Here is a 22,754-nt window from a genome sequence, read left to right as displayed (position 1 = left end):
GTCACCCGCCGATGCCCACCCACCCGCCGGCCGGCCGCCAGAGCGGCCTGCTCGTCCCGCCGCCGCAGCCGGAGACTGGCGACGTCCGCCCGTTCGCCCTCTGGGTGACGCTGCAGCGCGGCGACTCCGGTCCGGCGCCGGGCGGAATCGACGCGCAGGGGGAGATGCTGCCGTACTGGCACAACCGGGTGCGGCTCAGCGACACCCGAGACCGGTGGGGTGTCCCCGTGCCGATCATCGAATGTGGATACGGGCCGCACGAGGACCGGCTCTACCACGCCATGCGGAGCGAGGTCGAGCGGGCCGCGTGGGTCGCCGGCCTGAGGCTCACCGCCGTCGCGGATACGCTGACGGCGCCCGGCCGCAACGTCCATGACCTGGGTACCGCCCGGATGGGCCGGTCACCGGCCGACTCCGTCGTGGACCGGAACAATCGCTGCTGGGACGCACCGAACGTCTTCGTCGCCGACGGCGCCTGCTTCCCCTCCGGCGGCTGGCAGAACCCGACCCTCACCATCATGGCGATCGCGGTGAGAGCGGGGCGGTTCGCGGCGGGGCTGCTGCGCGACAAGGCGTACTGACGGGAACAAGACATCGCCGGACGCGGGCCCTGCTCCGTGGTTCCGCTTGGGAGGAAACAATGAACTCACAGCCACACCCGCTGTCACATGCTGAGTACACGAAGAGCGTGGATGAGGAACGTTACCCCGACGACCCGCACGTTCCACTGGATGAACCCTTCGTCAACGCGGCGGGCAGTATTCTCAACGTGCTGCTCGAGAGGTTCACCTCGGTAGCGCTCATCGAGAGCCACCCTGGCGCTGTTCGCGCGAACCACTATCACAAGACCGACTGGCACTACGCGTACGTCTTGTCCGGCAGCATCGTTTACGGGTGGAGACCTGTGGACGGCGCAGAAAGCGTTCAGGTAAGAACCTTCAAGACGGGCCAGCTCTTCTTCACGCCACCCCGCGTTGCGCACGTGATGTACTTCCCTGAGCGGACCACGTTCATGACGTTCGCACGGAACAAGCGCGACCACGAGTCCCACGAGAGTGATGTGGTGCGCGTACCGTCGATGTTCGATGTCAGCTGGTCTCGGTTCACCGGGCAGTACCAGTACACCGTCGACCCGAACGCTTCCGAGGTCGACACGGGAACGCCGTCGTGAGCTCGATGCATGAACGCCGCACGTGTGCGCTGTGCGGGACGGAAACGGTCGATCATGTGGTCCTGTCGCTCCCGCCCACACCTTGCGCGAACGAGTTCGTGGACAAGCCGAAGGACCAAGCGCGCTATCCCCTGGACCTCCAGCTCTGTCCGTCGCCGCGTTGTGGACACCTCCAGCTGGCCGCGGTGGTCAGCCCGTCGACCCTGTTCGACAACTATGTCTACGCATCGGGGACGTCTCCGTCATTCGTCCAGCACTTCTCGAATTACGCCAGGCGGGCGATCGACCTGCTCGGCCTCGATGAGAAGTCGTTCGTCATCGACATCGGATCGAACGACGGAACACTGTTGCGGCAGTTCGTCGATCACGGAGTGACCCGTGTGCACGGCGTCGAGCCCGCGCGTGGGATCGCCGAGATCGCCGAATCCCGGGGAATTCCCACAACGGTGGCCTTCCTGGACCCCGCCGTCGCGCTCGACCTGCGACACAGATTCGGCCCCGCGGACCTGGTCACGGCGAACAACGTCTTCGCTCACATCGGTGATCTGGAGCAGGCCACTTCTGCCGTCCGCACAATGCTCGGCTCTCGCGGGGTGTTCATCTTCGAGGTCTCCTACCTCGCTGATGTCGTCGAGGGTCTGCTATTCGACACGATCTACCATGAGCATGTCGCATACCACACCGTCCGCCCGCTGGTCCGCTTCTTCGACCGTATGGGAATGACATTGTTCGACGTGGAGCGGGTTCCTACCCATGGAGGCTCGATCCGTGTCTACGTAGCGAGCGACAATCGTGTCGTGAGCCCACGAGTGGCGGAGCTCGTGAAATCCGAGGAGGCGGCGGCGCTCTTCTCCGCCCGAACGTACGAGAGCTTCGGGGAGCGTATCCGGACGCAGGGGAAGAGATTGCGTGAGCACGTCGCGTCCCTGAAGGACGACGGATGGCGCTTATGTGGTTACGGGGCGCCGGCGAAACTGACGACCCTCATGTATTCCTTCGCACTCGATGCGAACGATTTCGAGTTCATAGTGGAAGACAGCCCCCTCAAGCGGGGACTCTTCACGCCCGGCACACACATACCCGTGGTCGGCCCCGAGAAGCTCGCGGAGGTGTCCGCTCAGCGATACTGCGCACTTGTCTTCGCATGGAACTACTACGACAACATCGTCGCCGGCCACGCGGACTGGTCTGGTCTCTGGTTGAATCCTCTGACATTGGAACGGCTGGACGGGGAGGGCAGTTGATTGAGTTCACTCATCGATTCGGATATTGACGACATCTGCGTCGGCCTGGGGGTGTACGCACAGCGGTTCGACGGCAAGAGTGTCCTGATAACAGGCGCTCGCGGCTTCGTGGGCCAGTACTTGACGGCCGTCTTCCGGAGGCTCAATTCCGCGTATCTGCGCGAGCCCTGCCACGTATTGGCGATGGACAACCTGAGGACGCCCGCCGACGCCGGCACCGCACCGCCGGAGGACCCGCACATCACATACATCGAACACGACGTGATTCGGCCCTTCCGCCCGGACTCGAAAGTCGACTTCGTCGTTCATGCGGCCGGCATCGCCAGCCCGTATTACTACCGTAAGTTCCCGTTGGAAACCATGGACGTCGCCACCCAGGGCCTGCGGAACATGCTCGACGTCGCCCGTACCGATGAGGCAAGGCTCGTGTTCCTGTCGTCATCGGAGATCTACGGGAACCCCGACGCCGCCCATGTGCCGACGTCCGAGGACTACAACGGGAACGTCTCGTGCCTCGGTCCGCGAAGCTGCTATGACGAGTCGAAGCGATTCGGCGAGAGTCTGTTGCGGGTCTACGTACAACAATTCGGCGTGGAGGCGGTGATCGTACGGCCGTTCAACGTCTATGGGCCCGGCCTGAGTCGCGAAGACTATCGCATCATGCCGAACATCGCGGCTCGGCTCTCGAATGGGCAGGCGATCGACGTCTACGGCGACGGGAGTCAGACCCGTACCTTCTGTTACGCGACGGACGCGATCACCGGGTTCCTGCTGGCGCTGTTGCGTGGGCGTCCGGGCGAGGCGTACAACGTCGGTGCATCAGAACCGGAAATCTCCATCATCGACCTGTTGAACCTGATTCGCGATGATGTGCCGGCACCCGACCTCACGTACACCGTGCGGGATTATCCGGACAGTTACCCCAGTGACGAGCCGATGCGGCGATGCCCGGACCTGACCAAGGCGTTCGACCACCTGGGCTATCAGCCCTCCGTTCCCTTCACCGATGGCCTGCGGAAATTCATCAAGTGGTCTCAGGAGTACTACAGGTGATCTCGTGCAGCGGATAAGGCTGGGGATCATCGGCACAGGGCGGTGGGGTTCGAGATACGTCGAAACCGTCGGCCGCATCTGGTCGACCGGTGAGGTGCTGATCTCCGACACGGCCGGGGGCAGAGGAACCGGGCGCGCTGACGCGGTGCGCTGGGACTCGCCTGCCGCGCTCATCCGAAACGCCGCGATAGACGGTGTCATCATCGCCTCACCGGCGACAACTCACTACGCGATCACGACTCTGGCGCTCGACGCCGCTCTCCCCGTGCTGGTCGAGAAGCCACTGGCGCTCAGCCTGAGCGAGACCCGATCCATCCGGGATCTTGCCGAAGCCCGGGGAAGTACGGTCATGGTCGGCCACCAGCACCTTCACGCACCAGCATTCCGCGAGATGCGCGAGCGCATCGCGGGACGGGCAGTGAGCACGATATCCAGTACCGCCGGTGGTGACGGGCCGGTGCGCCCGGACTGCGACGTCCTCTGGGACTACGGCCCCCACGACATCGCCATGGCGCTCGACCTCCTCGGCGACAAGGATCCGGTGACGGAAGTGTTCGCACGGTGCGAGGTCTCGGGGCCGGGGCGGCAAACCTGGCACGTGGGCATCAGTGTCGGTGAAACGCTGGTCACGTCGCGCTTCACCAACTCCGCGACGGTCAAGCATCACCGGTTCCGGGTGCGGCTGGTCGACGGCGACGAGTTCTGGTACGACACCTTTGCCGCACACCTGCTGACCGTCAACGGCGTCCCGATCGGCATTGCGGAGACATTGCCGCTGGACAAGCAGATACAGACCTTCGTCGCGGCTATACGTGGTGACGACGTCCATTCCAGTGGCGCCGATCTAGCGCTCGCGGTGAGAGTGGCCGAGGTGCTCGCCGGCGCCAGCGCGACACCTACAATCACCTACGTCTGATATGTGAGGTCTCATCGGTGTCTCGCGGGTTGTTCGATTTGGTCCGCTCGACTACTCAGCGTTGCCGATGTGGACCGGGGCGGGCACGCCTCTTGCGGGCGATCTCGGCGTCGAAGCCGATCTCTTCGAGCAGGTCACGGGTCCGGTTGCTGTCGTAGCCGCAGTCGAGGTGCGCGGTGACCTGGTCGGGCCACTGATCCCGCACCTGGGCGTCGCAGGCGGCGAAGGCGTCGCCCAGCAGTAAGCCGTAGCCGACCTGGGCCGTGAACTTGATCAGGTGGGCAGTTCTGCCGCCGACCGAGCGTCACAGCGTGTCGACGTGTGGCGATCGCTCTGTGCTCGCTCGTGTCGATGTGCGGACGTGGACCCGTTGAGCGGCGCGAGCCTCGGCGTACCGGGCACCCGGGTCGCAGCCTGACGAGGCTGCCCGCCGCCTTTCGCTGCGGGCCCGGTCTTACCAATTCGGGACGTCCCGGCCTTACCATCGCACGGCCGTCAGGAACCTGCGCGTGCCGGTTTGGATGGCCGCGGTCCGCGTTCCGCATGTGGTCCACCAGTTTCCGCCACGAAGTGGTCTGCCACGACCACCCTCCGCCGCCGATTCTGATGGCACGAACCGGACGAGGGTGCGACAGGAGAAGCAGGCGTTTCTGCGACTGCCAGCCTCCGCCACAGAGCCGCCAGAACGGCGGTCGGATCTAGCCAGTCGGTCGGTGGAGACAGGAATTGCGATCGCCCGTGCGCGGGTCCGAGCGCGAGCGGTTGGGGCACCTGATGAAAGACGCAGACATGATGACTACGGCAGCGGCGCGGACAGCGGCCGCGCCGCCCAGCCGCCTGGACCCGATGACCGACCCGGCCGACGTGCGGCGGGCCTTCGCGGCGGCCCACGATGCGGCGCGCCGGCACGGCCGTCCGGTGCTGGTTGCCTGGGCACGGCCGCTGCCCAGGGTCGAGCCTCGGGCCCTGCTACGGCGCGCTGATCGCCTCAGTGGGCGCGTCTTCTACTGGACGTCACGCTGGACCGGCGTCGAGTCGCTGGGCGTCGGCAGCTCGCTCGACCTGTCCGCCGAGGGTGCCGACCGGTTCGCGGTGGTACGCCGCGCGTGGCGCAGGTACACCCGCGGCCTTGTCACCGGCGGCTCGGGGATTGCCGGTCGGGCCGGCTTCCCGCTCCTGGTCGGCGGCTTCGCGTTCCAGCCCGGGCGCTGGCATCCGACCGGTGGGGTGCCCGACTCGCTGACCTGGTGCCCGGCCGCACAGGTGGTCCGGCTCGGCGACGGCTCAACCCACCTGGCGCTCACCGCCCGGCTGGCTGCCGACGCCGACCCGACCGCGCTGGCCGACGCGCGACTGGAGCTGGCCGCACAGTTGCTGGCCGAGACCGATGAGCAGCCGCTGCCGGACCCGGCGGTCGACAGCCCGCCGAGGCTCGTTGTCCGCTTCGACGTACCCGACGCCGAGCAGTGGCGGCGCGCGGTCGGCGCGGCCGTCGAGGAGATCCACCGCGGCGACCTGACGAAGGTGGTCCTGGCGCGGCAGGTTGTCCTGCACGCCGACCAGCCGTTCGCCGTACCGGCCGCCGTGGACCGCCTCGCCGAGGGCTTCTCCGAGGGCGCCGTCTTCGCGGCCAGGTTCGCCGGCTACTGGTTCCTCGGCGGCACGCCCGAGTGTCTGGTACGGGTCGCGCACGGCGAGGTGACGGCGCACAGCCTCGCCGGCTCGGCGGCCCGGGGCACGACCGCGGCCGCGGACGCGGCCGGTGCGCAGTCGCTGCTGGACAACGTCAAGACCCGGCACGAGCAGTCCGTCGTGACGGATTTCGTGGCCCGCGTGCTCAGCGACGTCTGCGTCGACGTCCGCGCCTCGGCGCGGCCCGGGATCCTGCGGCTGGGAAACGTGCAGCATCTGGTCGGTACGGTCACCGCGGCCGTACCGGCGCATCGGGGAGTGGGCCTGCTCGACCTGGTCGAGCGCCTGCACCCGACGCCCGCGGTGGGCGGCTACCCGCGCCGGGCGGCGCTGCGCTGGATCGCCCGGAACGAGCCGTTCGATCGGGGCTGGTACGCCGCGCCGGTCGGCTGGTTGGACGCCGCGCAGGACGGCGAGATGGCGGTGGCGATCCGGTCCGCGCTGGTATCGGGTGATCGAGCGGCACTGTTCGCCGGCTGCGGCATCGTGGCCGGTTCCAGGCCGGACGACGAGTACGCCGAGACCGACCTGAAACTCCGGCCGATGCTCACCGCGCTCGACGCGGTCCTCGACGGCTCTGCGGCGTCCGGCCCAGTGCGCAGCCCCGACGCCGTCCAGGACGCTGCGGCCCCGGCGCGATGGGACGCTGCCTGATGGGCCGGCCGCTGCACGCGCACCTGGCACCGGGCGGGAGCCGGTTCGTCGACGCGGTCGCGGCCGCGTTCGACGGGGGTCCGGCGGTGCTGCCGGTGCCCCCGGGGCCGCCGGCGAGCGTCGCCGCCCTTCTCGACGAGCTGCGCCCGCACGTGGTCGTGACGGCCGACGGCCGGACCGAGCGGCTGACCGACCCGGCCGACTGTCCGGACGAGGTCGCGGCGGTGGTCGTGACGTCCGGCTCGACCGGTACGCCGAAGGGCGTCGAGCTGCCGGCCGAGGCTCTGCGCCGATCGGCGGCGGCGTCGCTGGACGCGCTCGGCGCCCGGCCGGGTGGGCGCTGGTTGGCCTGCCTGCCGCCGTACCACATAGCCGGGTTGCAGGTGCTCGTCCGGGCGCTGGTCGCCGGAACGACACCCGTGTTCGGCGAGCACTTCGAGCCGACGGCACTGGCCGGTGCTGACGCCGCATACGTGGCGCTGGTACCCACCATGCTCTACCGGGCCCTGCGGGCCGGTGCCGACCTGCGACACTTCGGCGCTGTACTGGTCGGTGGGGCGGCCACGGCACCGGCGCTCCTGGCCGAGGCGCGGGCGGCGGGCGTACGGGTGACGGCCACCTACGGCATGACCGAGACCTGCGGCGGCTGCGTGTACGACGGCCGTCCGCTGCCGGGGGTGCAGGTCGACATCGACGCCGACGGGCGGGTACGCGTCGCCGGGTCGGTCCTGGCGCGGGGATACCGGCTGCGCCCGTCGCTGACCGCGGCTGCCTTCGATGGCACCGGGTTCCGTACCGACGATCTGGGCCGGTTGACCGCCTCCGGGCGGTTGGAGGTGCTCGGGCGGGCGGACGAGGTGATCGTCACCGGCGGTCGAAAGGTACATCCGCAGCAGGTGGAGGCGCTGCTGGGCGCCCACCGGTCGGTGGCGGCCGTGGTGGTGGGCGGCGTCGCCGACGAGGAGTGGGGTCAGCGGGTCGTCGCCGCGGTCGTACCCAGTGACCCGCGCCGGCCTCCCGCGCTGGCCGCACTGCGGCGCCATGTCGCCACGTACGCGCCCGGCTGGACCGCCCCGCGCGGCCTGCTGGTCGTGCCGGATCTGCCGAGACTCGCCTCGGGCAAGGTCGACCGCGGCGCGGCGATCGCCATTCTGACGAGAGAAGAGGAGCACCAGACGTGACCATCTGGAACGCCAAGGGCGACTATGAGGACATCCGCTACGAGCTGGCGGACGGCATCGCGAAGATCACCATCAACCGTCCTGAGGTACGCAACGCCTTCCGCCCGACCACCGTCAGCGAGCTGTGCCGCGCCTTCGACGAGGCGCGCGACGACCCGTCGGTCGGCGCGATCATCCTGACCGGCGCCGGCGACCAGGCGTTCTGCTCGGGCGGCGACCAGCGTGTCCGCGGCGACGGCGGGTACCGCGACGTGCACGGCACCGAGCGGCTGAACGTGCTGGACCTGCAGGTGCAGATCCGGCGTACACCCAAGCCGGTGGTCGCCATGGTGGCCGGGTACGCGATCGGTGGCGGGCACGTGCTGCACCTGGTCTGCGATCTGACCATCGCGGCGGACAACGCCCGCTTCGGCCAGACCGGCCCGCGCGTGGGCTCGTTCGACGGCGGGTACGGCAGCGGCCTGCTCGCCCGTACGGTCGGGCAGAAGCGGGCCCGGGAGATCTGGTTCATGTGCCGGCAGTACGACGCCCAGCAGGCCCTGGACTGGGGCCTGGTCAACGCCGTCGTTCCGGTGGAGCGGCTCGAGGACGAGACGGTCACCTGGTGCCGGCAGATGCTGCGGCACTCGCCGCTGTCGCTGCGTCTGCTGAAGGCGTCACTCAACGCCGCCGACGACGGGCTGGCCGGGGTGCAGCAGCTCGCCGGTGACGCCACGCTGCTGTACTACCTCAGCGAGGAGGCTCAGGAGGGTCGCGACGCGTACGTGTCCCGGCGTGAGCCGGACTTTGCCCGCTTTCCGCGACGGCCGTGATGGCCGCCTACGCGTATGCGATCCCGCTGCGTACCCGGTTCCGCGGCATCACCGTACGGGAGGGCGTGCTGATGCACGGCCCGCACGGGTGGGGCGAGTTCTCCCCGTTCCTCGACTACGGCAGCGGGGCCTCGGCGCGCTGGCTGGCCGCCTGCCGGGAGGCGACGGATGAGGGCTGGCCGGCGCCGGTGCGCACCTCGGTGCCGGTGAACGTGACCGTACCCGCGGTGGGGCCGGAGCGGGCGCAGGCGATCGTGCGGGCGTCGGGCGGCTGCCGTACCGCCAAGGTGAAGGTCGGGGAGCCGGGCCAGAGTGCCGGCGACGACCTCGATCGCGTGCAGGCGGTCCGGGACGCGCTCGGGCCGGGGGGCGCAATCCGGGTCGACGCCAACGGCGCATGGGAGGTGGAGCGGGCGGTACGCATGATCCGCCTGCTGGACCGGGTCGGTCTGCAGTACGTCGAGCAACCGTGCCGGAGCCTGGCCGAGCTGGCGGCGGTACGCCGGCGCGTGGACGTGCCGGTCGCCGCCGACGAGGCGGTCCGGCTCGCCGCCGACCCGACCCGGATCGTCGGCCTGCGCGCCGCGGCCGACATCGTCGTCCTCAAGGTGCAGCCGCTGGGCGGGGTCCGCCGAGCTCTGCGGGTCGCCGAGGCGGCCGGCCTGCCCGCGGTGGTGTCATCGGCGCTGGAGACCTCGGTCGGCCTCGCGGCCGGGGTGGCGCTCGCGGCGGCGCTGCCGGCGCTGCCGTACGCCTGTGGTCTGGGCACCGCGCGGCTGCTCGCGGACGACCCGGTCGTCGATCCGCTGGTTCCCGTCACGGGGGAGATTCCGGTACGCAGGCCCGCCATCGACGCCGTGCGGCTGACGCGGTCCCGGCCCGCCGATCCGGAACGCACCCGCTGGTGGCTGCGCCGGGTCGCCGAAACCCACCGCGAGATGGTCCGTCCCGCCGAGCCGGTCGAGGAGCAGGCATGTCAGTGACGACAGTGCCCGGCGGATCTGCTGTGGACGGCTTGACGCTCGATCCGGCGACCGCACTCGCCACGGTGCTGGCCGACGAGCTGAGCCGGTGCGGGGTCACCGACGCGGTGGTCTCGCCGGGCTCCCGTTCGGCCCCGCTGGCCCGTGCGCTGTGGGCACATCCCCGCATCGTCGTGCACGTGCGGGTCGACGAGCGCTCCGCCGGCTACCTGGCGATCGGTCTGGCCCGGGCCAGCGGCCGTCCCGCCGCCGTGGTGTGCACCTCCGGTACGGCCGCGGCGAACCTGTACCCCGCCGTCCTGGAGGCGCACCACGACCGGGTGCCGCTCATCGTGCTCACCGCGGACCGGCCGCCGGAGCTGCGCGGCACCGGCGCCAACCAGACGGCCGACCAGACCAAGCTGTACGGCGCGTCCGTGCGTCTGTTCATCGATCTGGGCGTGCCGGAACGGCGGCGTGGGCAGGTACGGTACTGGCGCTCGGTGGTGAGCCGGGCGGTCGATGCGGCCCGTACCGGGTCGGTGCACGTGAACGTGGCGCTGCGGGAGGCGCGCCTGGACGGTACGCCGGCCCCGTGGCCCGAGCCGCTCGACGGGCGGGCCGGCGGCGAAGCGTGGACCGTCGTGTCGCCCGCCGCACCGCCGGTGACGGATCTCGTCGTACCCCCGCGCGGGCTGGTGGTGGCCGGCGCCGGCGCGGACGCTGCCGGGGCGGTCGCGTTCGCCGAGGCGGCCGGCTGGCCACTGCTCGCCGAGCCGCACAGCAGCGCCCGGCGCGGCCCGCACGCACTGACGTCCTATGTGGACCTGTTGGCCCACCCGGCGATCCGCGCCGAGCTGGCCCCCGAGGCGATCGTCACGTACGGCCGTCCCGGCCTGTCCCGGGAACTGCTGGGACGCTACGGCGACGTACCGAACACGGTCGTCGACCCACACCCGGCGTGGGACGACCCCACCCGGGACGCGGCGCTGGTCGTGCCGGCGCTGGATCGGCCGCTCCTGACCGGTCCGCGCGACCCGGCGTGGCTGGCCCGCTGGCAGGCGCTGGACCGGGTGGCCTGCGCCGCCCTGGACGGTGTGCTGGACGTAAGCGGACTGACCGAGCCGCGGGTGGCCCGGGATGTGGCGACGCGGGTACCCGATGGTGGCCTGCTGTTCGTGGCCGCCAGCATGCCGATCCGCGACCTGGAGCGGACCATGCGACCGCGGGCCGGACTGACCGTGCTGGCCAACCGCGGACTCGCCGGCATCGACGGCGCGGTCTCGACCGCGATCGGCGCCGCGCTGGCGCACCGGGAGCGGGGCGGCGGCCGGGCGTACGGGCTGCTCGGCGACCTGTCGTTCCTGCACGACCAGAACGGCCTGCTGCTCGGCTCCGGGCCGGCACCCGACCTGACGCTCGTCGTCGTCAACAACGACGGCGGCGGAATCTTCTCGCTGCTCGAAGCCGCCGGGACCGACGACGGTTTCGAGGAGCTGTTCGGTACGCCGCACGGCGCCGAGCTGGCCCACGTCGCCGCCGCCGCCGGCTGGCGGTACGCCCGCGTCGACGAGCCCGGTCACCTGGCCTACCAGCTCGCCCGCCCGGGTGCACGGATCGTCGAGGTCCGTACCGCCCGGGAGCCCAACGCGGTACTGCACCGACGGCTCCGCCGGGACGTCGCCACGGCGCTGGACGCCGCGCTCTGACCCCCTCACGACAGGAGTACGCCATGCCCAACCTCGCCCTCGACCCCGACCTGCTCGACGTGCTCGCCTGCCCGGACACCGACCACGCGCCGCTGCGCGCCGATCCCGACGGCCGGACGCTGACCTGCACCGGCTGTGGCCGCGCGTACGACATCGTCGACGGCATCCCGGTGCTGCTGCTCGACCGGGGCCGCCCGTCGGGCGGCGCGACCGGCGAGGACACATGTGATGCCTGAGCTTGCCGGGGTGCAGCACGTGGCACTGACCGTCACCGATGCCGCGCGCAGTGCTGACTGGTACGCCGAGGTGCTCGGGCTGCGCATCGTGGTGCGGTTCGAGGAGGGTGGCGGCGAGCGGTGCAAGATCATTTTGGCCGACCGTGCCGCCCGGATCCTCGTCGGCGTCGTCGAGCACCGGGGTGCCCCGCCCGAACGCTTCGACGAGCGCCGGCCCGGCCTGGATCACCTGGCCTTCGCCGTCAACGGCCGGGCCGAGCTCGACGCCTGGGCGGCCCACCTCGACGCGCTGGGCGTGCCGTACTCGCCGGTCGCGCCGGCCACGCTCGACCCGCGTAACGCCGTCCTGGTCTTCCGCGACCCGGACCACATCCAGCTCGAATTCTTCGCCGTACCGGCCGAGAAGTAAGGAGTCCCCGCATGGTCCGCGCCCAGCTCGACAAGAACGAACGGCAGGTCTCGGCGATGTTCGACGAGGTCGCCGAGGGGTACGACCGCACTCGCGCGGCGATCTGGCTCGGCCGCACCGGCGCGTGGGGCCGGGCGGCCGCCCGGGTGGCCGGAGTCCGGGCGGGGCACCGCGTGCTCGACGTCGCCGCCGGTACGGGCAGCTCCACGATCGCAGTGCACCGCCCCGGCGTACGGGTGGTGGGCTGCGACTTCTCCCTGGGGATGCTGCGGATCGGGCGGCGCCGCGTCGGGATGGCCCGGTTCGTCGCGGGGGATGCGCTGCGGTTGCCGTTCGCCGATGCCAGCTTCGACGTGGTGACCATGTCCTTCGGGCTGCGCAACACGGCCGACGTGGGGCGGGTGCTCGCCGAGATGCGCCGGGTCTGCCGGCCGGGCGGACGGTTGGTGGTCTGCGACTTCAGCCATCCGCCGAACCCGGTGGCGCACCGCCTGTGGCTGGGCTACCTGCGTCGTGTCGTGCCGTTGATCGCCCGCCTCGTCAGCACCAACCCCCAGGCATACGTCTACCTGTGGGAGTCCATCAACGCCTGGCACCGCCAGCCCGAGCTGGCCGGGCTGCTCCGCGCGGCGGGCTGGGCCGAGGTCGGCTGGACCAACCTGACCGGGGGAGCCGTCGCGCTGCACTACGGGGTACGGCCGTGACCGGCCCGGAGCTGGCCGTAACCGGCCCAGCGATCGATGTGCATCATCACGTCGTCCCCGGCTTCTACCGCGCCGTCCTGGAGTCGGCCGGCCTGCTGAGGCCCATCCCCGGCGTGGCTTACCCCGACTGGTCGCCCGCGACCAGCCTCGCGATGATGGACGGGCTGGGCATCGGCGCCGCCGTGGTGTCGATCACCGAGCCCGGCGTGCACTTCGCCGACGCGGATCTCGCCCGCCGGCTCGCCCGGCAGCTCAACGAGTACCTCGCCGGGCTGGTGGCGGACACGCCGACCCGGTTCGGGGCGTTCGCCGTGCTGCCGCTGCCCGACATCGACGCCGCGCTCGACGAGCTGGCGTACGCCCTCGACGTGCTGCGGCTCGACGGGATCGGGCTGCTGACCAACTACCGGGGCGAGTACCTGGGCGACCCCGCGTTCGAGCCAGTGCTGGCCGAGCTGGACCGCCGGCAGGTACCGACGTTCCTGCACCCGGCCCGCCCGGCCGGACGGGACCAGCCCACGTTCGACCTGCCGGCGTCGGTCTACGAGTTCCCGTTCGACACCACCCGCACGATCGCCAACCTGCTCTACGCCGGCGCGCTGGACCGCTATCCCGGACTCCGGCTCATCGTGGCGCACGCCGGCGGGACGGTGCCGTTCCTCGCCGGCCGGCTCGCCGACGCGGCGGTGATCAGCCCCGCGGTCGCCCACCGGCTGCCGGCCGACCCGGTCGGCGCGCTGCAGCGCCTCTACTTCGACACGGCGCTGTCAGCCAACCCGTACACCCTGCCGAGCCTGCACGCGCTGGCCGACCCCAGCCGGGTGGTGTTCGGTACCGACTTCCCCTTCATGCCCGCCGAGCACGCCGGGCAGAGCTGGACCCGGCTGTACCGCTTGCACGCCGCAACCCCGCACCTGCTCGACCGGATCGCCGGCGGCAACGCCGGCGGCCTGTTCCCACGCCTGCTGCCGCAGGCGACGGCGCACCCCGTCGTGTCACGCTGAGGAGGCATCATGCCCACCGACGTCATCAGCCAGGTCTTCGCGCTCGTCGACCACCGCGACGCCGACGGCTTCGCCGCGCTGTTCGCACCCGACGGCCGCTTCACCTTCGGCAACGCCGAGCCGGTGCTCGGTCGGCCGGCCATCGCCGAAGGCGTCACCGGCTTCTTCGCCAGCATCCGCAGCCTGCGTCACCACATCGTCAACCACTGGGAGGTGGCCGCCGACACGGTGGTCGAGCTGGCCGTCGACTACCACCGGCTGGACGGCAGGACGGTGACCGTCCCGGCCGTGTCGATCTGGACGCGGGACGGCGCCGGCCTGATCACCGACTACCGCATCTTCGTCGACCTGGCTCCGCTGTTCGCGACGTGATCGACCGGCCATCCTTGCCCTGCGCCGAACACTGCCGAGCTGGGAACGCTGGCCGGTCGCGGCACCCCGTCCGCAGCCGTTGACGATTCCTCGCAACGGTCGACGTCATCAAGGTCGCGGGGGACTGTTTGCCGTGCCGCTGGACCGTGGTACTGAGCGGCGTGCGCACTCTTGCCGGTCAATTTCCACGACGACGTTCTTCCTGCTGGCGTTCCTGCTGACCTGGGCCGTGTGGGTTCCTCGCGCCGTGGCACCCGAGGGCTGGCCACGACCGTCGGCACGTTCTGGACCTGGATGCCGCCATCGCCGCCGTCCTGACAGCTGCGCTCGTAGGCGGGGGCGCCCTGCGCGACCTCGGTGCCCGGCTGACCCGCTGGCGGGTCGGTTGGCAGTGGTACGTGCTGGTGCTGGTTGGCTCGGCGGCGTTCTGGGCGCTGGTGTGGGCGGCCACGGCCGCCGCCGGGTGGTCCGGTGAACTCGGCCGCCCGATGATGCTCGAGCAGGGTGTCGCCTCAGCGGCGGTGCTGGTGCCGGTCCTGGCGTTGACCGACGGCCTGGGCGAGGAGACAGGGTGGCGCGGGTTTGCCCTGCCCCGGATGCTGGACCGCTACGGCCCGGTCCTGGCGAGCGTCCTGCTCGGCCTGCTCTGGGCACTGTGGCACCTGCCGCTGTTCTTCACCGAGGGCCTGCAGGTGGCCGGGCGCTCCCCTGGGCGTTGCTCCTGGAGCTGCCGGCCGTGGCCGTCGTCTACACCTGGGTCTTCCAACGCACCGGCGGCAGCGCACTGCTCGCGATCCTGCTGCACGCCGGCACGAACCTCACCACCCTGAGCGCGTCCGTGGCCGGAGCGACGGTCCGCGTCACCGTACTGGTCCTACTCGCCACATGGCTGCTGGCGGCCGTGGTGATCGGCGCCTGGCAACGCAAACGGACGCCACGGCGCGCCGCGTCGGCGCGTGACCTGGCCTAGGGCGGACCGTGCGGCGGCTGGTGGGCAAGCCGAGACGCGCACCCCGACGACGAGATCGTCCCGAGAACCGAGGTCCTGCCCCGACTCGCCGAGCGACCGGTGCGTCGGCAGCCCGGCGGTTCGGGCTGGTTGCCAGGCAGAGGCTGTGGCTAGGTCGTATCGGCTAGCCTGCCGTCATGGCGAGCGTCGAACTGGATGAGTTGATCGTCGCGGACGCCGACGCGCTGCGCGCATGGTTGTCGGCCAACCACGCCACGTCGCCCGGCGTCTGGCTCGCCCTGACTAGGAAGGGCGGCACCGTCACGACGCTGACCTGGCAGCAGGCGGTCGACGAGGCCCTGTGCTTCGGTTGGATCGACGGGCAGGCCCGTAAACGGGACCAGGAGACCTCGTGGATCCGGTTCACCCCTCGCCGGCCCCGCAGTTCCTGGTCACAACGCAACGTTGCCAACGTGGCCCGCCTGGAGGCGCAGGGGCGAATGCTGCCCCCAGGCCGCGCCGCGGTGGAAGCCGCGAAGGCGGACGGGCGGTGGGCGGCGGCCTACGCCCCGCCGTCGGAAGCCGAGGTGCCGGCCGACCTCCTCGCTGCCATCGCCGCCGACCCCGCCGCCCAGGCCATGTTCGACGTACTCACCCAGACCAACCGGTTCGCCCTCATCCACCGACTCAATGCCGTCAAACGGGCGCAGACCCGCGAGCGGAAGATCGGCGAGTTCGTCGCCATGCTGGCCCGCCACGAGACGATCTATCCGCAGAAGGCCAAGCCGCCGAACTCGCCGCAATCCGCATCTTCATGATCAAGCAGCACTGATCTGCCGCCGTGAGACAGAGCCGTTCGTTTGACAGACCCACTCAGGCCGCGGCGCGGTTGGTGAGTGGGCGGCGACGTGGTGCGCTGTCGGTCGGTGAACGCGGGGGAGGGGAGCGTTGGGTTGTGCAGGTTGGTCCCGGGCGGCACGATCCCGCCGAGCGCCGTCATCGCCGCAACGGCCCGCTGCCCGGGCTCGTTGTCGCGCAACCATGCGTTCATGGCGGGTGGGTGATGCCCGGTGCGACGGTGATTCCCCGGCCGCCGAGCAGCAGCGCGAGGCTGGGGTGAGCACGTGCATCGCCTCCTTCGTCAACGAGGAGGTCAGTTGCGGCGTCGCCATCCGGGTCGCCCCCCCCCGAGGAGACGTTGACAATGCGGTCACCACCGGGGCCAGCAGCGGCAGCCGGCGGGCAGCCGCCCGCCGGCTGTGCGGGCCGGGCCGGTACGAACGGCCCGGCCCGCGGCGTCATCCGACTGTCACCACCGGCCGCGTGACCACTTCGTGTACATGAAGCCGAAGCAGCCGGCGTAGCCCCATGAGCGCCACTTGCCCCGGAACGCCTTGCGGTTCTTGATGGAGTCCGCGACGACCCCGCCGAACGCGCCGTAGGCGCAGGCCCTGCCGTAGCGCTTGGCGCGCTTCTTCCACTTGTTGGTGAAGTTGTAGAACTTCTTCGCGCCGTGGTTGAGCCAGCAGGTGCCGCACCATCGGGTCTTACCGTGGCCGCCGCTGCGGTTCCAGCACCACTTCCACACGCAAATGCGTTTGCCGTCCAGATCCAGCTTGTTGGCCGGGTCTGCACAGGTGTACTCGTAGCGACCGCAGCTGCCTCCGTAGACGGGGTCGACCTGCAGGAACCGGCCGGTGGCGGGGTTGTAGAGCCGGACCCCCATCAGCACCAGCCCGGATGGGGCGTCCGCGGCGCGAAGCTTGCCGCCGAGCCAGCCGTACCGGCGCTCGCCGACCTCGTCGTCCGGAATGCCGTACTCGGACGCCTCACCGACCGTGCTCAGGCCGGCGTCGTCGCCATGGATGGTGGCGACCACGTCGCCGTGCAGGTTGGTCAGCTGCCAGCCGACGGTGCCGGCGGCGCTGTTCCAGATTCCGGCCAGCTCCGCCAGCCCGGCCACCGGGCGGGTGTGGTCGGTGGCGTTCTCCTGCGTCCAGACCGGCGTGTCCTCGTCACCGTCGTAGTGGTGCACGGCGGTGACCGTCTCGGTGCCCGCCGTGTCGGTCCACGAACGGATCCGTTCGCCGCCGACGTCGAGCCGGTAGTCGGTGCTCCGCCCGCCCTGGGTGATCGTGTCCACCAGGTCGGTGACGTGGTAGCCGACGGTGACCTGCCCGCCTGCCGGGTTCGCGGTGTCGACCGCGGGCACGCGGGTGGTACGGCCCAGCGTGTCGTAGGCGTACCCGGCGGTGGTGGCCCGGTCGGCGGTGTCGTAGCTCCACGTCCGGGTCGCCGCCGGGTTCGTGGCCTGGCAACCCCCGTCCCCGGCCGGGCCGTACTCGGTGCCCGACCGGCGGTTGCTGGCCGCGTCGAAGGCGTACGTCCGGGTGGTGCAGGCCTCTCCCGCGGTGACCTGGACCTGGGTGAGCCGGCCGACCTGGTCGTAGCGGTACGCCTGGTGCGACAGCGTGCTCACGATCTCCCGGGCCTGGCCGTGGGCGGAGCGGTTCACCGACTCGCGGAACAGGGTGCAGTCGGTGGCCGCGCAACCCGGCCGGGTGTACGCCACCGCGACCGGCTCACCGCTCGGGTCGACCTGCCGGCTCACCACGACCCCGTTGGGCCAGCTTTCCGAGACCAGGGTGCCGTCCGGGTCGTAACGGCCGGTGAACAGGCCGGCCTGGCTGTCGTGCACGGAGGTGAGCAGGCCGCGCCGTTCGGTGCCGCCGTCGTAGGTGTGCACCCTGGTGCCCCGCCCGTCGGCGCTGGTCGCCACCCGGCTCCGCAGGTCGTACGTGGTGGTCGAGACGTTGCCGTCGGCGTCGGTGTACGACGTCAGCCGGCCCAACGTGTCGTAGCCGCGCACGATCTCGGCGGTCACCGTGCCGCCGCTGACCGACTGGGTCCGCACCAGCAGACCGGTGACCGGGTCGTACACCTTGCGTTCGGCCGGCACGGCGGTGCCGGAGCCGGCCGGCCCGGTGACCGTCGTCTCGTACTCGCGCCCCGCCTCGTCGTACCGGGTGGTGGTGGTCCGCAGCACTCCGGCGCTGGTGCGTTCGGTGACCACCCGGGGCTGGTGGAACATGTCGTAGGTGGTGCCGGTCGTCGGCAGTTCCGGTCCCTCGGCCGGCTGCCCGCCCGGCTGCACCCGGCAGGGCAGGTTGGCCCACTCCGGCCGCAGGTCGCACTCGGCGTGCCCGGAGCCGGCGGTGGCCCGGTAGACAACCGTCCGGCGGGTGGCTGGGGTGTCCGTCGAGGCGCCACCGGCCGCTGTGGTGGTCGAGGTCTCCACCGCGGTGCCCGGGTCGTAGCTGCTACGCACGCTGTGGGCCAGCCCGCCCGGGTCCGCGGTGGTCGCCGTCGGCTGGCGCAGCGACCAGTCGTAGGCGGTGCTGGTGGTGCGCTTGTCGGTGTCCACCTCGACACCGGTCGGCCCCCAGTGCCGGACCAGGTCCTCCCGGGTGGTGACCAGGTGGTAAGGGCCGCCGGCCGACGGCGCGCCCTGGTCGTAGGTGTTGCGGGTCAGGGTGCGACCGAGGACGGTGGCGCCGCTGGGGAGCACCACCTCACGACGCGGGGCGAGGGTGGACAGCAGCCGCTGCCCGTCGTCGGACCACACCTGTTCGGTGGAGTGGTCCAGGGCCAGGCCGCTCTCCCGCTCCGGGGTGTCGCCGGGCGCGTCGTCCAACGCCCGGGCCCGGTTGGCGGCGGTCAGCGAACGGATCACGTTGCCGTGCGCGTCCCGCCAGGTGGCGGTGACGTGCCCGCCGGGGACGGCGGTGTTCACCTCCCGGGCGTTGGCGTCCAGGTAGGTCACCGACGCGCGTTCCCAGCTCGACGGCAGGGCGCCGGTCGCCGGGTTACCCGAGGGCACCTGGTCGGCGGGGAAGACCGCCGTGGCGTCGGTCGGCGGCTCGGATTGCCCCCAGCGGGCGGTCTGGGCCGGTGACAGGTCGTACGGGGCGCCGCCGCCGGAGACCGGCACCCGGTAGACGACCGTGTCGGTGGCGGTGCCGGCGGCCAGTGCGGACCGGCTCACCTGGTGCAGCCGGCCGGCACCGGGGTCACCGGGGACGGTGGTGTAGCGGAACCGCCACGACTCCTGACCGGGCGGGGTGACCGTGGACAGCACCCCGTCGGCCTGGTAGGCGTAGGTCTCCCACTGGTGTCGGACGACGCCGCCGTCGGCCCGGTCCCGCCGCGGGTCCCACCGCGCCCGCAACCGACCGGCGTCGTCGTAGGCGTAGCGGGCCAGCACCACGGTCCGCATGGCGGGGGTGGCCTGGTCCGGGTCCCACGCGGTGAACCCGATCTCCTTGACCCGGCCGAGGTAGTCGCCCCAGGTGTCCTCCGCGCCGCCGGTGGCGGTGGTGGCGGTGGCGTACCGGAACACCAACGCCCGGCAGCCGCGGGTCAGCGTCGCGCAGTTGACCCCGTCGGGCACCGGCGCGAGCATCCGGGTCGGGCGCAGCACCTCCTGCCCGGCGACGGTCACCCGCTCCCAGCTCCAGGTGGTGGTCTGGTCACTGCCCGGGGTGCGGGTGGCGGTCGGCACGTACCGGCCGGCGGCGGCGCCGGCGACCCGGGTGAACGTCACGGCGGTGCCGTCGGTGTCGGTGAGGGTGTACGTGTCGGTGGCCGCGGTGTGGGTCAGCTTCAGCGACTCCATTCCGACCTCGGGGTCGAAGACGGTGGCGGTGCGCCGGGAGAACCCGACGGTGTCCCCGTCGGTGGTGCCCACCTGCACGAGCGACCCGTACACGGTCAGCCCGGTCCAGGCCGCGTCGGCCTCCTCGACGGCGGCGCCGGACACCCAGCCGGGGCCGAACATCGCTGCGGCGTCCGTCTGGGCGGAGCGCCGGCTGTGGTAGGTGCGGCCGACGGTCAGGTCGCTGTCGTACGCGTCCACCGACACGTCGGTGTCGGTGACGGAGAGGTCACCGGTGATCAGGTTGACGGTGCCCGGCCCGATCTCCTCGGTGGCGGCGGTGGCCTGGTTCCGGTCGAAGGTGATCCGGACCGCGCCGGACGCGGCGGCGGTGCCGCCGACGAAGCTGCCGCGCAGCTGCAGGGGACCGTCCCGGGGGACCGCCTGGGCGTCCACACCGGCGAGGGTGGCGGCCACGTCCCAGTTCAGCTTCGGGAACACGCCGCCGCCGCTGGTCGGCAACGGCCAGGTCACCTTCCCGCCGCCGGCGGCGACCGTGACGTGCGCGGCGGGGAGGTCGACCCACGCGTCGGTGTCGGCGCGCCGCCACTGGTACGTCACGCCGGTGGCCGTGGGCCGGCCGACCCCGGTGATGGCGGTCTTCGCCGCGGTGATGTCGCCGGTCCGCGGGCCGGTCACCGCGCCGCCGCCCACCGAGAAGGCATAGGCGCGCAGCGGCGACCGGTTGCCGGCCCGGTCCCGCGACCGTACGTAGAGGGTGTGCGGGCCGTCGGAGGCGGGAGTCAGTGACAGGGACACGTTCGCGCCCGGCGTGGGGGCGTTGACGACCTGGTTCGGCGGATTGATGTCCAGCCCGTACTCGTAGGCGGCGACGTCGGCCACCCCGGCCGCGCCGAGGGTGAAGCCGCCGGTGGTGCCGGCGGCACCGGCCCACTGCCCGGCCGGGTAGGCGGTCGAGGAGACGGTGGGAGACGCCGCCGGGGTGACCGTGTCGACGGTAAACTCGCACCACGGCGACCAGGCGTCGGCCTCGGTGCCGTCGCTGCCGCGCACCCGCCACGCGTAGCTGCCGCCCTCGACGAACGCCCCGGCGGGGACGGTGGTCGACAGCCAGGAGCCGGACGCGCCCGGCCCTTCGGTCGCCGACCCGACAAGCGCGCCGCCGACCGCGTGCCACTCGAAGGTGGCGTGCACGGAGGACCCGTCGGCGTCGGTGACCTGGGCCCGCAGCTGCGGGGTCAGACTGGCGACGTGGGGCCGGTCCACGCCCGTGGCGCAGACGGTGGAGGGCGCGGTGGCCTGGGCGGTGACCGCGGTCTTTGACTCGTAGGTCAGCGTGACCTTGGGCGGGTTCGCCCCCTCGGCCGAGTGAAAGCGTTTCCAGCCGTAGCTGTCGGTCTCGCTGCTGGCGCGCAGGCCGATGTTCGAGGTCTGCCAGCGCTCCTCGGCAGTCTTCTGGAAGGCGAGGGTCACCGGCACGCTGACCCGGCCGGCACCGCAGGAGGTGCTGAACCCCTTGGTCTCGGTGGAGGTGCCCGCTTTTGCCAGCCAGGCCGGTTGAGCGGTCCACCGGGCGGTGTTGTTGACCGGGTTGACCTGCCAGGCTTCCCACGACCGGGCGGAGCAGGAGTAGGAGTGGTAGTTCCACAGGCTGAGGGTCGCCGCCGTCACCCGCTTGTCCCACAGCCAGGACAGGTTGTGGAAGCTCAGGAACGACCGGGCCTTGGTGGCGCCACCGTCGTGGGTACCCAGCTTCAGCTCCGTCGCCGTCGACTGGTCGGTGGTGTAGGTGTTCTGCACGAACGTGTCGAAGTTCGGGCCGAGGCTCTGCGACGGGTCGATCACCACCGGGTAGGTGGTGGCCGGGTCCGTGAGGAACCTGGCGTCAGGGGTCAGCACCAGCGTGGACTTCGCGCCGGTGCCCTCGTGCCGTACGCCCACCGCCGCCCGGTGCGTGCGCTCCCCGGAGGCCCGATCGACCCGGGAGTCCCACATCAGCGCCGGTAGCTGGCGGGCTCGCGCCGCGACCGTGGTCGCCGCCCCGGGGGTGCGCCAGGGCAGGCGAATCTGCCGGACCTGGGCGGCAGCCTGCCGATTCTTGACCACGAGGGTCTGCTCATATCCGGTGCGGGTCGCCGTCACCACCAGGTCGACCCCGGGGCGGACCTCCGGGTAGGTGGCCTTGGCGCCGTCGAGGGTCGGCTCGGGCAGCCGGCCGGACCAGCCGAGTGTCGACTGTTGTCCGCCGGTGCCGAGCTGGATCAACTTGTGTTCGCCGACGTCGGCCGGGCCGGACAGCTTCAGCCCGTACGGGTGTGCCACCGGCGTCACCGAGCCGTCCGGGTTGCGCCGCAGCGTGGTGTCCACGTCGACCCAGTCGCCGTCGTCGCCCCGCATGCGCACCGGCCCGGCGCTGATCTCCGCCTCGACCGCTCCGTTGGGCAGCGCCCAGAACTCGGTGGTTTCGGTGGTCCGGCGGCTGATCAGGACCCGCTTGCCGGTCAGCCGCGCGGTGGCCAGCGCCGCCGGCTCGTCTGGCCGTTGCAGCGGCCCGTCGGGCTCGCCCACAGGTGCCGTCGGTCCCTGTACCGGCACCGCCTGCACCGGTCGGGCCTGCACCGCCGCGCCCAGGCCGGCCGCCAGCACGACGCTCAGCGCCGCCGCGATCCGACGACCGCCGGCACCGCCGGGGTGCCCGGCCCTGAGGGCCCGACCCCACCTTCTTCCCTGTCTAGCCATTACGACCTCCTCAGTGAGCCGAGGCGTCTCTCGCCGTCGGTGTGGGCCCCGTCCCGGTGACACCCCGTGCGTCGGTCAGGCGGGGCGGACCGTCTCCATCGACGCGCCGCTCACCTCCGTGTTGCGCGGGCGGCTCGCAACACGGAGGCGGCGACGTCGTCGGCGATGCGGACGGCCCCGTGGATCAGGGCAGGCGTCACGGTAAGGACCAACGCTTCGAAAACCCTTCGACCGGCAGGCCGGGAAACCCGTACCGGTGAACGGCCGGCGGT

Annotated in this window: 18 protein-coding genes and 1 pseudogene; 17 read left to right on the top strand and 2 right to left on the bottom strand. The window is 71.5% G+C overall.

What is annotated here, in order from left to right; all coding sequences use genetic code 11:
* The 5 genes from E1166_RS09720 to E1166_RS09700 all read left to right on the top strand — a co-directional run.
* On the top strand, window positions 1-581 hold a 581-nt coding region (locus tag E1166_RS09720; RefSeq protein ID WP_243710265.1), incomplete at its 5' end, for a GMC family oxidoreductase.
* A 107-nt stretch (window positions 582-688) separates the two neighbouring features.
* The gene (locus E1166_RS09715) at window positions 689-1,171 is read left to right on the top strand and encodes a cupin domain-containing protein (protein ID WP_165944301.1); all 483 of its coding nucleotides are present in this window, start codon (window positions 689-691) and stop codon (window positions 1,169-1,171) included.
* A 5-nt stretch (window positions 1,172-1,176) separates the two neighbouring features.
* Window positions 1,177-2,415, top strand: a complete 1,239-nt coding sequence (locus E1166_RS09710) for a class I SAM-dependent methyltransferase (RefSeq protein WP_243710266.1) — start codon at window positions 1,177-1,179, stop codon at window positions 2,413-2,415.
* Window positions 2,416-3,468, top strand: a complete 1,053-nt coding sequence (locus E1166_RS09705; protein ID WP_132337712.1) for an NAD-dependent epimerase/dehydratase family protein — start codon at window positions 2,416-2,418, stop codon at window positions 3,466-3,468.
* A gap of 4 nt (window positions 3,469-3,472) precedes the next feature.
* Window positions 3,473-4,384: a Gfo/Idh/MocA family oxidoreductase gene (locus tag E1166_RS09700; protein WP_165944300.1), complete on the top strand. Its 912-nt coding sequence runs from the start codon at window positions 3,473-3,475 to the stop codon at window positions 4,382-4,384.
* Window positions 4,385-4,475: 91 nt separating this feature from the next.
* Here the strand turns inward: E1166_RS09700 and E1166_RS09695 are convergent.
* A pseudogene (locus E1166_RS09695) lies at window positions 4,476-4,556 on the bottom strand (IS5/IS1182 family transposase); the annotation flags it as partial.
* A 617-nt stretch (window positions 4,557-5,173) separates the two neighbouring features.
* On the opposite strand from E1166_RS09695, the gene E1166_RS09690 reads away from it, so the two are divergent.
* The 12 genes from E1166_RS09690 to E1166_RS09630 all read left to right on the top strand — a co-directional run bounded on the left by E1166_RS09690 (window position 5,174) and on the right by E1166_RS09630 (window position 15,886).
* The gene (locus tag E1166_RS09690) at window positions 5,174-6,730 is read left to right on the top strand and encodes an isochorismate synthase (RefSeq protein ID WP_165944299.1); all 1,557 of its coding nucleotides are present in this window, start codon (window positions 5,174-5,176) and stop codon (window positions 6,728-6,730) included.
* Entirely contained in the window at window positions 6,730-7,911 is a 1,182-nt protein-coding gene (locus E1166_RS09685) for an AMP-binding protein (protein WP_132337706.1), read from the top strand. Before E1166_RS09690 ends, E1166_RS09685 begins: the two co-directional genes overlap by 1 nt.
* On the top strand, window positions 7,908-8,723 hold the full coding sequence (menB, locus tag E1166_RS09680) for a 1,4-dihydroxy-2-naphthoyl-CoA synthase (protein WP_132337704.1): 816 nt from the start codon (window positions 7,908-7,910) through the stop codon (window positions 8,721-8,723). Before E1166_RS09685 ends, menB begins: the two co-directional genes overlap by 4 nt.
* Window positions 8,723-9,706: an o-succinylbenzoate synthase gene (locus tag E1166_RS09675; RefSeq protein WP_132337702.1), complete on the top strand. Its 984-nt coding sequence runs from the start codon at window positions 8,723-8,725 to the stop codon at window positions 9,704-9,706. The genes menB and E1166_RS09675 overlap by 1 nt, the downstream gene beginning before the upstream one ends.
* Window positions 9,697-11,394, top strand: a complete 1,698-nt coding sequence (menD, locus tag E1166_RS09670) for a 2-succinyl-5-enolpyruvyl-6-hydroxy-3-cyclohexene-1-carboxylic-acid synthase (RefSeq protein WP_132337700.1) — start codon at window positions 9,697-9,699, stop codon at window positions 11,392-11,394. Before E1166_RS09675 ends, menD begins: the two co-directional genes overlap by 10 nt.
* A gap of 23 nt (window positions 11,395-11,417) precedes the next feature.
* The gene (locus E1166_RS09665; RefSeq protein ID WP_132337698.1) at window positions 11,418-11,630 is read left to right on the top strand and encodes a Trm112 family protein; all 213 of its coding nucleotides are present in this window, start codon (window positions 11,418-11,420) and stop codon (window positions 11,628-11,630) included.
* Window positions 11,623-12,039 carry a VOC family protein gene (locus E1166_RS09660; RefSeq protein ID WP_132337696.1) on the top strand — a complete coding sequence of 139 codons (417 nt, stop codon included), beginning with the start codon at window positions 11,623-11,625 and terminating at the stop codon, window positions 12,037-12,039. Before E1166_RS09665 ends, E1166_RS09660 begins: the two co-directional genes overlap by 8 nt.
* 11 nt (window positions 12,040-12,050) lie before the next feature.
* The gene (locus E1166_RS09655) at window positions 12,051-12,743 is read left to right on the top strand and encodes a ubiquinone/menaquinone biosynthesis methyltransferase (protein ID WP_132337694.1); all 693 of its coding nucleotides are present in this window, start codon (window positions 12,051-12,053) and stop codon (window positions 12,741-12,743) included.
* On the top strand, window positions 12,740-13,747 hold the full coding sequence (locus tag E1166_RS09650; protein ID WP_132337692.1) for an amidohydrolase family protein: 1,008 nt from the start codon (window positions 12,740-12,742) through the stop codon (window positions 13,745-13,747). Before E1166_RS09655 ends, E1166_RS09650 begins: the two co-directional genes overlap by 4 nt.
* 9 nt (window positions 13,748-13,756) lie before the next feature.
* A complete protein-coding gene (locus E1166_RS09645) occupies window positions 13,757-14,119 on the top strand; it encodes a nuclear transport factor 2 family protein (RefSeq protein WP_132337690.1) in 363 nt (120 codons plus the stop codon).
* A gap of 736 nt (window positions 14,120-14,855) precedes the next feature.
* Window positions 14,856-15,089, top strand: coding sequence for a hypothetical protein (locus E1166_RS09635; RefSeq protein WP_132337686.1), 234 nt, complete (start codon window positions 14,856-14,858; stop codon window positions 15,087-15,089).
* A gap of 176 nt (window positions 15,090-15,265) precedes the next feature.
* Entirely contained in the window at window positions 15,266-15,886 is a 621-nt protein-coding gene (locus E1166_RS09630; RefSeq protein ID WP_132337684.1) for a YdeI/OmpD-associated family protein, read from the top strand.
* 491 nt (window positions 15,887-16,377) lie between these two features.
* Here E1166_RS09630 and E1166_RS09625 read toward each other — a convergent pair whose 3' ends face one another.
* Window positions 16,378-22,482, bottom strand: a complete 6,105-nt coding sequence (locus E1166_RS09625) for a DNRLRE domain-containing protein (protein WP_132337682.1) — start codon at window positions 22,480-22,482, stop codon at window positions 16,378-16,380.
* Window positions 22,483-22,754: the final 272 nt, after the last annotated feature.

This window comes from Micromonospora sp. KC213, from assembly GCF_004348325.1.
GTDB lineage: Bacteria > Actinomycetota > Actinomycetes > Mycobacteriales > Micromonosporaceae > Micromonospora.
The sequence above is the reverse complement of the archived record's forward strand: the minus strand, read 5'-3'. Positions and strand labels throughout refer to the sequence as shown.